Consider the following 10,575-nt stretch of genomic DNA (forward strand, 5'->3'; position numbering starts at 1 on the left):
AGGTAGGAGACCACGATCATGGCTCGCTGGGAACGACTTGTTTTCTATCGATCTATAACCGACGGCTATGGATCGGTATGGTATCATCCTGTTCCGAGGAGCTCTGGGAGGGGTCAACCGTGGAGATGTCTCAGGTCCGGTATGTGCTGGCGGCCATAGAAGCTTTGAACTTCACCAAGGCGGCCGCCCAATGCAATGTGTCGCAGCCCGCCCTGACCAAGGCGATAAAGACCCTCGAAGATGAACTTGGCGCGGCCTTGTTCCACCGGGAAGGAAAGCGTGTTCTCCTGAGTGAGTTCGGTCGGTCGCTTCTCCCGCATTTGCAACACATCAAGCAGGAGGCGGAAGCGGCCCGGACTCTCGCCGACAATTTTAGGCTTCTAGATCAGGTGCCCATTCGCCTTGGCATCATGTCAACCATCGGCCATGTGAAGCTGTCGCGATTTCTCGCCCGGTTCCAGAAGGAATTCCACGGGGTAGACCTTGAGGTCAGCGAAGGAAAAGTCGGCGATCTGAAAAGTCGTCTCGAAAGCGGCGAACTCGATCTGGCCGTCCTCAATCCTCTCGACGGCCTTGGCGATTTCTTCCGCGTCCAAGAGCTCTACAAGGAACGCTACGTCGTCATATTCCCGCCCGACCATCGGCTTTCGGCCGTTGACGCCATCCGGTTGAGCGACCTCTCCGACGAACCGTATGTTGATCGCCTGTCATGCGAGATGCGAGACATGGTGATGGATGTTTGTCGACAGACCAATGTGAACCTCTACGCCCGTTTTCGCTCTGAGCGCGAAGACTGGGTGCAATCGATGGTGCTCGCCAGAATTGGCTTCGCCTTCATGCCGGAATACTCCGTCACGTTGCCTGAGCTGCTGCAGCGTCCGCTTGTCGAGCCGTCGGTGACGCGGACCATTTCCCTTGTAACCGTGCCGGGAAGGCAATTCAGTCCGGCCACCGCAGCAATGGTTCGCGCTGCCCATAAATACGATTGGCCGGGTTGAATCGACGATGTCGGCGATCTGGGCGCGATAAGCGTAAACTCTGAAATGGTCATATGTCGAAGCCCTCAAAGGCTCCGAACGTCGTTCTTCACGGCGCGATCCGAAAGTTGCCGCCAGAACACCGCTGTGATGTCCCCTGCCAAGGTTCCGAACGCAGAAGATTGTCCGGTCGGAGGAACGGCTTCAAGTTGATACTCGCGCGTGGGAGAGGCGTAACTGAAGGATGTCGGTGATCAAGCTCTGATGCGCGGGTTGGCTACCGCATTCCCGATTGCGCGTCCGGAGCTGTCTTTTAAAGGGGCGTTGGACGCGATGGCGGCGACAATCCTCGGCACTCTCTTCTGGGGCGTCGAGCCGGGTGTGGTGCTTTCGCTGGTCCTCCACCTCTACCGTGCCAGCCGTCCGCATATGGCGGTCGTCGGCAACGTCTGCTGGACGGAACACTTTGGTAGTCGAAGAACTCGGCGATGGTGACATCGCCCTCCGGATTACCGAGGACGGGAATCTAGGCATCGAGGAACCTGCGTCGTGGAACGCGCCCGCCTTGTCGATGGGGTGGGGTTCGAGTGGCGGGCGCTGGGCTCAATGGCAGGTTCCGGCGGGCCTTCGCTTTTCAATCCATAAGCAGTACTAGGCCCGGATATATTCTCTTGAGAATCGGCAGCGACCGATCCTGCCATACAATATTGCTACTGCCCCGAACCACCATCCGGACCTGCGGATGATTTCGGGCTTCAATCATCAATTTTACGAGAATATTCCTGCCTTGCGAGTTAAGGAATTCCAGGTCGGACAGGTGCACCGTAAGAACTGGTGGCCCGGAGTCCAGGAGGTCTCGTACCAGTGACGTGATCGCCGAAGCGGCCTCGTTCTCTGGCCGCATCACCCCACTGAAATATAGATCGGTTCCTTCGGCCCAAACACTGTAGTCGTCAGTCTTGATATCCATAGGAGCTGCCTTCAAAGACGTCTGATAATCTATGAAATACCCGCTGCTTGTACCTGCTACATCCTATACAGCAGATTGGAAAAAACCACCATAATTGAACTAAATGCGTCCTTTCAGGTTGCTCAGACCCAGCTTTGCGCACTTGGCATCAGCCTGGCAGCTTTCGCAGAGCCCGACCTTTAGCCTTCATGTCTTATGCATTTTTGGGCACCGCAACGTGGGATGCCAATCCCCACGAAACCCCGTGACTGGCACCGACCACCGGGTTTTTGCGTGCTTTTTTCGAGTTTTTAGCTGTCGATGGAGATTTCGGCAAATTTGCCCGGGGTTCCGACTGCGCTGTCGGGATCGATTATTGTCCTCGTGTGCCCCCGCACTAATGTATACGTCAATGGATATTAGCTATTGCTGATGAAATACGTTTTGATATAGTTGCGATGTAGAGCGTCGCCACCCAACCCCACCCCGCTCTGCCAACAAGTAACACTTTGCCTGCGAGGCCTGATTTAAGACTCCGCTCCTGTTAGGGAGCGGGGTCTTCTTCGTTCGGCGCTTGCCAGTACGCTTCATGGGCGACAGCGTCGTAGCCACCCACCCGAAACTATGTGGGGTCAACTGGAGCGCACCCCTTTTTGACCGGACAGGCGGCGGTTGGGTTTAGGCACTGAGGCGGATGAACTCGCGGGGCGATTTGAACTTCAGTCCTGAGTGCGGATGGGATTCACAGTAGTCTTCGAACCATCCAGGCAGCAAGGCCAGGATGGTGTCGGTGTCGGTCAAGATGTGAGTTGCGGCATAGTCGCGTTTGAGGGTTTTGACGAAGGACTCGGACATGCCGTTGCTCTGGGGGCTGCGAACCGGGGTAAAGAGCAAGGTCAACCCCAGGGCCGCAGCGGTTTGGGCGGTCTGCCGGGCGATGTAGGCGCTGCCATTGTCGGACAGCCACTCCACCCAATGCGAAGTCCTGGTGCTGCCGAACCGGCGCTCGACCGATGTGACCATCAGATCACAGACCATTTCAGCGGAGATCCCAGCGTTGGCGACGGCAAACCAGCCAATGATTTCGCGGTCGCAGGCATCGATGACAAACAGGACCCTCACGACCTGGCCGCCACGGGCACGGATCTCCAGGTGGTCCGAACACCAGCGCACGTTCGAGCGCAAGGCAACGACCACACCGTCATGGGTTCGGCCGGGACGTTGCACAGTGTGGCGTTGCAGCGTCAGATGATGCTGGCGCATGACCCGCAACACCCGCTTGGCATTGACGGTCGGCTTGCCCGCGAGACGCCGTTGCCGGTTGATCAGTGCGGTGACACGGCGATAGCCATAGGTTGGCCGTCTGTCGATGATCGGCCTGATCTCGGCCAGCAGATCGGCATCCTCGGGCTTGCGATAGGGACCGCGCCGGACAATTGGAACGGCAGCACGTTCGATGAGATTGGAGCGCGCGATACCCAAAGTTCTGGCGATCGCGCTCACCGGGAACCGTCCTCGGCATCGTTCCAGGACACCAAGGGCAAGCTGTGTTTTTTTGGGCGAGCGATCTCGATCGCTTCCTTGAGGATCTCGTTTTCCATGGTCTTTCGGCCCAGCATCCGCTCCAGATCGCGAACGCGCTTTTCGAGCTCGCGCACCTTCGAAGCGGCAACAACATCTTCGTCGGCCTGCACAGCGGCATGACCACCTTCGAGCATGCGACGCTTCCAGGCAAACAGCTGGGAAGGAGAAATGCCCGCTCGCCGGGCAACGTAGGACACGCTCATGCCGGGTTGCATGGCCTCTTCAACCAGGCTGACCTTCTCGGCCACCGACCAGCGTCGACGGCGCTGCACTGAGGTAATGACTTCGACCCGGCTGAACGGGACGTCAGAAGCTTTGGACATAGTCGTACTCATAGGCGCATGCCTATGCCTTATCGGCTATGCCGCCTGTCCGGTCAAAAAGGGGTGCGCTCCAGAGGATCGGGGTCGAACACTACGTTGAGGGAACCGACAGCTATAGAGTGATTGCCATCTACGGTTAGAACACTTCCCCACAAACGCCTTGCTACCTTGCTACCTTCTGCAGAACTGCGCTGTCGCTCGCAGCGGGCTCGCCGCCAATGTGGGCAACTTGATCAAGTGTCTGGTTGGCACGCGTGTTGCCACTGCCAGCGAAAGCGTCACCAGGGTTTTCGCCGATGCAGTAGTCGCCGAAGAACACGCCGACGCTGCCCAGAGACAGGGTCAGTCTGCCGTCAAACATCGTATTCTATGGAACCAAGAAGTATTCAACTGCAGCAATGTTGGACTAAGTCCTGCGGGACGCCACGGATAACCGTTAATTCACCGTATCGAACCGCTGCAGCGGAACTGTTTTTACGTTTTGGAACTGAAGGCTGGTGTTTGCGTTAATGCATTGTGAGAGGTGTCCGAGCGCGGTTCAAATCTACTTGGGCTTGACCTAGTGATCGCTCCCTGGGTCCGTTCGCGTTGACAAAGGGAGCAACTTTATCTGGTCCAAATTTGTCATCACTGCCACCCAGAGTGGGCACATCAAATCAGAACGTTAAGTTCTTACCGTCGAGCACTTATCCGAGGGGCTTGATGTCATGGATATCGCTGCTGCCCTAATCTATTGGGTAATCATCGCCGTCTGGGTGGCGGTCTTCGCGACACTATGCGTTGCATACATACGAAATCCGCGGACCTTCGGCACCGTTAGGCTCCTGGTCGCGGTGTTGCTCCTCGATACAGTTCGAAATATTGCCGAAAATCTCTTTTTCGGGCTGTACTTTGGGAGTGTCTACGGGGTTTTGCCAGACTCGCTCGCGACCCTTCTGGGTAACCCGAGCTATCTTATACTGCCGAAAGTCGCGAACGTAGTCGCCGCGTGTGTCGTGCTGTGGCTGCTGACGCTCCGCTGGTTGCCTCTGGCATCCAAGGAGCGGGCCCAGGCCGAATTCGAAATTCAGCGCCGGTCAGATGCGCTCGCTCAGCAGTCTATTGAAAGGCAGCGGCTGTTCGAGACTTCGCTCGACCTGATCCTCGTTATGGATCGTCGTGGAAAGCTCGTGCGCGTCAGCCCGAGTTCAATCAATACGATCGGTTACAGTCCGGAGGAGATGATTGGCAGCCTAGGCGGAGACTTCGTACTGCCGGCTGACCTGTACAACACCAGCCGTGAAATGAGCCGTGCGCGCCGCGGACGTAACGTGCGCAATTTCAGCTGTAGATATGTTCACCATGAAGGTCACACGGTGCCGTTTTCTTGGTCCGGCGTCTGGTCGGAAGCTGACCAGCGCTACTACTTCATCGGCCGCGATACGACCGAGCGAAAAGCTGCCGAGGAGAGACTTCGACAATTGGCTCTCTTCGATCAATTGACCGGGCTGCCCAACCGCGTGAGCCTACAAGAAGATCTCGAAGCACTACTGTCCAAAGCCGGTGGTCGTCTGATATCGCTGGCGAAGTTCGACATCGACGGTTTCAGAAACACAAACGATACGCTCGGACGTTTAGTCGGCGATGCGCTTCTGAGGTCGGTCGCGCAACGCATGACCGACATTGGCGTTGGAGCAAGCATCTACCGATCCGGCGGCGACGAGTTTGCCGTGATTGGCCCGGATTGCGGCGATCCGGCTGTCGTCACTAAGGTTCTGGAACAAATGCAGGGCCAACTGAGGGAGCAGTTTAACATCGATGGCCACATCGTTTTCATTTCGGCCAGCGTCGGGGTGGCAATCGCACCGACAGACGGGACGAGCGCAGACGAACTAATCGCGAACGCCGGTTTGGCTCTCCACGATGCCAAGGCAGCCGGCCGACAGACCCGACGGTTTTATATACCACAGCTGCGAGCCAAGGCGCAGGCGCGTCGAAACCTTGACCTTGAGCTTCGTAGGGCCTGCGGCAATGGCGAGTTCACTCTTCACTTTCAGCCCCAGTTCCGAGCTGACAACAGGACCGTCAGCGGCGCCGAAGCATTGATCCGTTGGCGTCATCCCCAAAAGGGCCTGCTCTTGCCCGGAGCCTTCGTTGATGCATTAGCGGAAAGCGCCACTGCGCCAGAGGTAGGACGATGGATCTTAACCACGGCTTGCAAGTCCGCCGTTGTCTGGCGCGCGATGCATCTACCCCGGATTGCCGTCAACCTTTTTCCGGCTCAGTTCCGCAGCGGCACTTTACTCCGGGACGTCGATCATGCTCTCGATGAAAGCGGGTTGCCGCCGCAGGCATTGGAGCTTGAGATCACCGAGAACATTGCACTCGATCTCGATGATTCCATCCTTGTCCCGCTAAAGCGGTTGCGCGCGAAAGGCATCGGTATCGCGTTCGATGATTTCGGGACGGGATATGCATCTTTGAGTTATCTCACCCGGTACCCACTCACCAAGATCAAGATCGATCGCAGCTTCATTCGGAAGATCCAGCCGAACAGTAGTCTGGAAGACACCGCGATTGTCCGTTCGATAATCACCATGGCAACCAACCTCGGCCTCGAGGTGACAGCAGAGGGTGTGGAAACCGTTGCACAAGAGGCTTTTCTGCGATCGCAAGGTTGTCATGAATTGCAAGGCTTCCTCCTTTCCAAGCCGCTCTCCGAGGACAGCTTCGAAGCATTCCTACGGACCCTCAACCTGGCCTCAGAGGATCGGCAGCCCCCTGTTCGCACGCGTATATGACACCAGGGCAGCGCCCTGAAGAAATGATGGTTCGATCGCCCCTTTTCTTCGAACACTTTCTATGGGTCATACCTACTGGAGCAAGCTTAAGCTAGTCGTCGCCCTAAACAAAGGTCGTGTGTCACTTTCCATTTGCAGGTTCTGACTCACTTCGTTTGGGGAGATGGGAGCATTCTTGCCCGCAGCAATTCGGCCCCGGCGCGACCGTACACGGCCCGCTTGACTTCAGGCGATTGATCTGACCCTCGGCCTGACCATTGCTTCAGGGAAGCGCTACGGCGTTGTATACCGCTTCAATGTCCCGGCAAAGAACGCGTGCGAACCGAGCGATTGGGACAAGGTTAGAATCGATCGCGTCTTCGATCCACGCATCCAATGTCTCCGGTCGACCACAGCGTAGGATCCCCGAGAAGCGCAGGGCGAGAGAACGCATCTTGGCAAATGCGTGCGATCCTTCCTTCAGCTCGTCAACCTTTCTGCTTTGGTGAGCCGTCAGCGTTGCACGAGGCTTAATGCACAATGCGGCCGCTACCATAGGCGATATCACGTGACGGATAGCGGGTCACGAACCGGTGCGAGTCTGCACTGAGGCGAAACGGGAGTGAGTTCACTAACCGGCCTTTCTGCCCGGCGCCATGCCCCAAGCAAGCGCTGAAGGTGAGAGAGGCTACCGATATAGCCACGTTGTTTGACCTTATGAAACAGATGCTGGCCACAGCGACTGCCATCCTTCCAGCACTCGGCGAGGAATTGCTCGAACTACTAAGATGATGAACGCTTCAGAGCCGCTCGATGTCGATCAGGTGGTGATTCAAAGTTGAGCCATCAAACAAGGTTGCCGCGGGTTGGAGGATACTGTCGGGGAGAGCCTGAAGGACAAGACATGAAAGCCACATCATCACCATCGTTAGAAGCGCCCGCGAGGCCATTCTGCGAGCCTTGGCTTATGATAAGGACATGAACCGCCTTTGGGCCATTGTCGACGCCGGCCTGATGATCTGGTCAGTTATCCGTAGTGGCGTTAGCAAGTCTGCCCATTCCGCTCTACGATTGTGATCACTGCCCTTTGGTGCAATGATTGCCGTGCAGGTGGGGCGGCTCGACGCGTACGCCTGGACGGGCTTCTTGGTTGTTCCGTCCCCCGAGCCCCCCTCGGGCACCTGCGCTCCAATCTGGACGTTGAACGCCTGAACAACATTTCGATTGTTCCAGTTTACGGAGACGGGCGGATGGACATTCGATCAACACTGACGGAACTGTGCGAAGCCTTCGACGCGCATGATTTTGATCGCATCATGACGTTCTTTGCTGACGATTGCATTTTGCTGATGTCGCGGGGCGCCCAGCCGTTGGGGGGCTCGTCTTGAAGGCAAACCGAGCGTGCGAGCGGCGCTAGCAATCAATTGACCTGGCGGCGGTCCCGCATCTGATCGATGACATAGCTGCGCGACCGGTTCTTCGGCACCGGCTGGCGATTGAGCGTCGTGGCGATGGCACAGAGCGCGTAAAGCCAGCGCTCGTTCAGGCCCACGGTCTGGTTGGACTATATCACGGGAAATATGTTGCTGTAATTTCTGTGCTTTTTCGCTCCAATACGATTGATTGCGAAAGCTTGCGACGACTTTCAGACCGCTCAAGCGCCATAGATGCAAGATGAGCACGGTCCGGAACCCAGCTATTTCCAGCGCCCAATCGTAACAACCTCACCTTCCATTGAGGCCGAGGTGCTGTGGTTCAATGCGCAGAAGGGTTTTGGCTTCATCAAGCTAACAGATGGCTCGGATGCCTACCTGCACATACGGACGCTGGAGGCCGCCGGACATCACAATGTCTCCGAGGGGATGCGGCTTCAAGTCAGAATCGAGGCTGGCCCGAGGGGGCCACAGGTTGTACAAGTGCTAACCGTCTCCGGCGGGGCCGAGCGACTGCCCAGCACCGGACTCCCAACTCGGCCGAACCTGATGGGTGCTGCCAGACCCGAGGCAGGCGAGCAGGAGAGCGCCGGCACCGGGAAGTGGTATGATGGGGACAAAGGGTTCGGTTTCATCAGCCTTGAAAGCGGCGGCAAGGACGTATTCGTTCACGCCTCGGCGTTGCCCCGTTCTGGCCTGACCAAGCTGGAAGAGGGGCAGAAGGTGGTTGTCCGATACGCTCGGGGCCAGAAGGGTCTTGAGGCTCGGACCATACATCCTGGCTAGCGGTTGGATGTAAGTGCTCTATGTCGGACTACTGTTATTTCGTCCTTGCGGCAGAAACCCCGGTAACAACGGTAACATTGCGCCTCTCAGCCAAGTGAAAACCATCGAATGTTACCTTGTTACTGATGTTACCGGGGGTCGGCAGAACAGGATGTTACCGCGCTCGCCATCACCGTGTTTGTGATCGCCTGCCTCGCCGGTCAGCGTCCAGATCCCGCTGACAAACTTGAGCGCGCTCTCCTTCTCCTCGACGTCGCGACCACGTACATAAAGCGCCGTTCCGTTCTGGTCACGGTTAGAAGGCAGGTCGTGTCCGCACAGGCTGGAAGCCCGTTTCAGCCGCTCGACGCTTCCAGCGGATCGTCAGCTCCGCCCTTTCGTGTGTGATGAACGCGACCACGGCGACTCGGGGTCAGTCGCCCAGCGCTGGAGACCGGCCAATGCTGAGTAGTCGCTTTCGTAGGAGTTCTGGTTGTGATTGCCCCTGGCTTTACGCTGGAGCACGTCGACAATGACAAGCCGTGGGTTGTCGACGGACACGCGCCAGTCCTCGAGTGCGTCGAGGACGCCTTTGTTCAAGGCCGGCGCGTCGTTCACCCATTCGAGGCGGGACAGGTCCGGCCGCCGGCGCTGATCGGGAAACAGGATGTTGATCCGCGCCTGAATCCGGCGCTGGCCGTTCTCAAGGTCGATATAGAGCACGTCACCCTGGTCACAGGTGATCGAGCCCATGGCCTTACCACCACAGGCGACGGCGATGGCCCAGTCGAGCACCAGCCAGGGTTTGCCGAGCTTCTGCCGGCCGGCCAGAATGCCCAGACCTTCGGAGACGTAACCCGGTACAATCCAGCGGATCGGCGGAAACGTGATCGCCATGATGCTCGTCGTGCTGGTGCGCACGAAGCGCTGCGCGTTCTTCTGGCTGCGCTCGAATTGGGCGATGGGGATAGGGACGCCATCCATTATGCGGCCCGCCTTTTACCGGAGACGATGAACAGTTCGGGCGTCCGCGCTGGCTTCATGTGGCGCCGGTAGAGCGGCAGCAGGCTCTCCGCAAGTGCGATGCGGGGCGCGTCCCGGAGCCGGTCGAATGTGCCTGTCCAGTCCAGCACTACGATGCCGTCACGCTTCGCCCGAAGCCAGCTGATCGGATTGTCGAACACGTTCAGCGCGCAATCGAAGCTGTAGGTCACAGCCTCGTCGATTGCGGCTTGGCCGAGCGCGAAGACACGGTTGGCATAGGTGGCAAACTTGCCGTGGCGGGGATTCCAGCAGACACAATCTTCGTGCTCTTCGAAGGCCAACCATATGATCAATCCGACTCCGGTCATGATGGCCACTGGAGCAGGTGCGCACGATGGATTGTTTGATCACCATCCCGACGGTGAACCATGGCAGGGACCGTGACGCCGGCATGGCGGAGATGGTCGATGTGCGTCTGGTCGAGCGGATCGAGCCAGATATCCGTACCGAATGGCTGCAGTCAGGAGCTTTGGAGAATATCGGCGGAGAGAGAACGACATCGGTCTTTTCGGCACGGACAGCAGTCAACAACTTGACGCCGAAAACCCGCAGTTCTGCGCCGTTTCAGTGGCGCCCATTGAGGGTAGAGAATATTCGGATCGTAGGAACTGGCGCAACGAAAGGAATTCGAACTCTTACTCCCACGAGGTGCAGTCGGAGTAAATCAGCGCGGTCAGATCGCTACTACCAACGAATGTCGGGATCGGTAGTTGCGTGTCCCCGCAACCAAATAACAAAACA

Annotated in this window: 10 protein-coding genes and 1 pseudogene; 4 read left to right on the forward strand and 7 right to left on the reverse strand. The window is 57.6% G+C overall.

Annotated elements, in window-relative coordinates; all coding sequences use genetic code 11:
• Positions 1-998 (forward strand): LysR family transcriptional regulator (locus ACSQ3E_RS30525; RefSeq protein ID WP_436125469.1); only part of this gene is annotated, 998 nt, incomplete at its 5' end.
• Positions 999-1,611: 613 nt separating this feature from the next.
• Here ACSQ3E_RS30525 and ACSQ3E_RS30530 read toward each other — a convergent pair.
• The 3 genes from ACSQ3E_RS30530 to ACSQ3E_RS30540 all read right to left on the reverse strand — a co-directional run bounded on the left by ACSQ3E_RS30530 (position 1,612) and on the right by ACSQ3E_RS30540 (position 4,194).
• Positions 1,612-1,947: a slr1659 superfamily regulator gene (locus tag ACSQ3E_RS30530; protein WP_436125470.1), complete on the reverse strand. Its 336-nt coding sequence runs from the start codon at positions 1,945-1,947 to the stop codon at positions 1,612-1,614.
• 657 nt (positions 1,948-2,604) lie between these two features.
• Positions 2,605-3,845 (reverse strand): IS3 family transposase gene (locus ACSQ3E_RS30535; protein ID WP_436125471.1). Its coding sequence is split into 2 segments (ribosomal slippage): positions 2,605-3,485 and positions 3,485-3,845, totalling 1,242 coding nucleotides; the frame shifts between segments, so codons are not numbered across the junction.
• Between the two features lie 151 nt (positions 3,846-3,996).
• Positions 3,997-4,194, reverse strand: a complete 198-nt coding sequence (locus ACSQ3E_RS30540) for a hypothetical protein (protein WP_436125472.1) — start codon at positions 4,192-4,194, stop codon at positions 3,997-3,999.
• A 346-nt stretch (positions 4,195-4,540) separates the two neighbouring features.
• Here ACSQ3E_RS30540 and ACSQ3E_RS30545 point away from each other — a divergent pair, with 346 nt between their 5' ends.
• Positions 4,541-6,613 (forward strand): putative bifunctional diguanylate cyclase/phosphodiesterase, encoded by a 2,073-nt coding sequence (locus ACSQ3E_RS30545; protein WP_436125473.1) that lies wholly within the window; start codon positions 4,541-4,543, stop codon positions 6,611-6,613.
• A gap of 146 nt (positions 6,614-6,759) precedes the next feature.
• Here ACSQ3E_RS30545 and ACSQ3E_RS30550 read toward each other — a convergent pair.
• A pseudogene (locus ACSQ3E_RS30550) lies at positions 6,760-7,438 on the reverse strand (transposase); the annotation flags it as partial.
• Positions 7,439-7,842: 404 nt separating this feature from the next.
• Between ACSQ3E_RS30550 and ACSQ3E_RS30555 the strand changes: the two are divergent.
• Entirely contained in the window at positions 7,843-7,980 is a 138-nt protein-coding gene (locus ACSQ3E_RS30555; protein WP_436125474.1) for a hypothetical protein, read from the forward strand.
• 32 nt (positions 7,981-8,012) lie between these two features.
• On the opposite strand, the gene ACSQ3E_RS30560 is transcribed toward ACSQ3E_RS30555, so the two are convergent.
• On the reverse strand, positions 8,013-8,144 hold the full coding sequence (locus tag ACSQ3E_RS30560) for a hypothetical protein (RefSeq protein WP_436125475.1): 132 nt from the start codon (positions 8,142-8,144) through the stop codon (positions 8,013-8,015).
• 115 nt (positions 8,145-8,259) lie between these two features.
• Between ACSQ3E_RS30560 and ACSQ3E_RS30565 the strand changes: the two genes are divergently transcribed.
• Positions 8,260-8,811 carry a cold-shock protein gene (locus tag ACSQ3E_RS30565; RefSeq protein WP_436125476.1) on the forward strand — a complete coding sequence of 184 codons (552 nt, stop codon included), beginning with the start codon at positions 8,260-8,262 and terminating at the stop codon, positions 8,809-8,811.
• A 363-nt stretch (positions 8,812-9,174) separates the two neighbouring features.
• Here the strand turns inward: ACSQ3E_RS30565 and ACSQ3E_RS30570 are convergent, their stop codons facing one another.
• The gene (locus ACSQ3E_RS30570; RefSeq protein WP_436125477.1) at positions 9,175-9,774 is read right to left on the reverse strand and encodes an AAA family ATPase; all 600 of its coding nucleotides are present in this window, start codon (positions 9,772-9,774) and stop codon (positions 9,175-9,177) included.
• Positions 9,774-10,151 carry a hypothetical protein gene (locus ACSQ3E_RS30575; RefSeq protein WP_436125478.1) on the reverse strand — a complete coding sequence of 126 codons (378 nt, stop codon included), beginning with the start codon at positions 10,149-10,151 and terminating at the stop codon, positions 9,774-9,776. The genes ACSQ3E_RS30570 and ACSQ3E_RS30575 overlap by 1 nt, the downstream gene beginning before the upstream one ends.
• Positions 10,152-10,575 lie beyond the last annotated feature (424 nt).

The sequence above is a fragment of the Aminobacter sp. LjRoot7 genome, assembly GCF_964252895.1.
GTDB classification, from domain to species: domain Bacteria; phylum Pseudomonadota; class Alphaproteobacteria; order Rhizobiales; family Rhizobiaceae; genus Aminobacter; species Aminobacter aminovorans_B.

Bases quoted from the DNA above. Each gene is read 5' to 3' on its own strand.
- ACSQ3E_RS30530 (WP_436125470.1), bottom strand. From the start codon at position 1,947: ATGGATATCAAGACTGACGACTACAGTGTTTGGGCCGAAGGAACCGAT.
- ACSQ3E_RS30540 (WP_436125472.1), bottom strand. From the start codon at position 4,194: ATGTTTGACGGCAGACTGACCCTGTCTCTGGGCAGCGTCGGCGTGTTC.
- ACSQ3E_RS30545 (WP_436125473.1), top strand. From the start codon at position 4,541: ATGGATATCGCTGCTGCCCTAATCTATTGGGTAATCATCGCCGTCTGG.
- ACSQ3E_RS30555 (WP_436125474.1), top strand. From the start codon at position 7,843: ATGGACATTCGATCAACACTGACGGAACTGTGCGAAGCCTTCGACGCG.
- ACSQ3E_RS30565 (WP_436125476.1), top strand. From the start codon at position 8,260: ATGCAAGATGAGCACGGTCCGGAACCCAGCTATTTCCAGCGCCCAATC.
- ACSQ3E_RS30570 (WP_436125477.1), bottom strand. From the start codon at position 9,774: ATGGATGGCGTCCCTATCCCCATCGCCCAATTCGAGCGCAGCCAGAAG.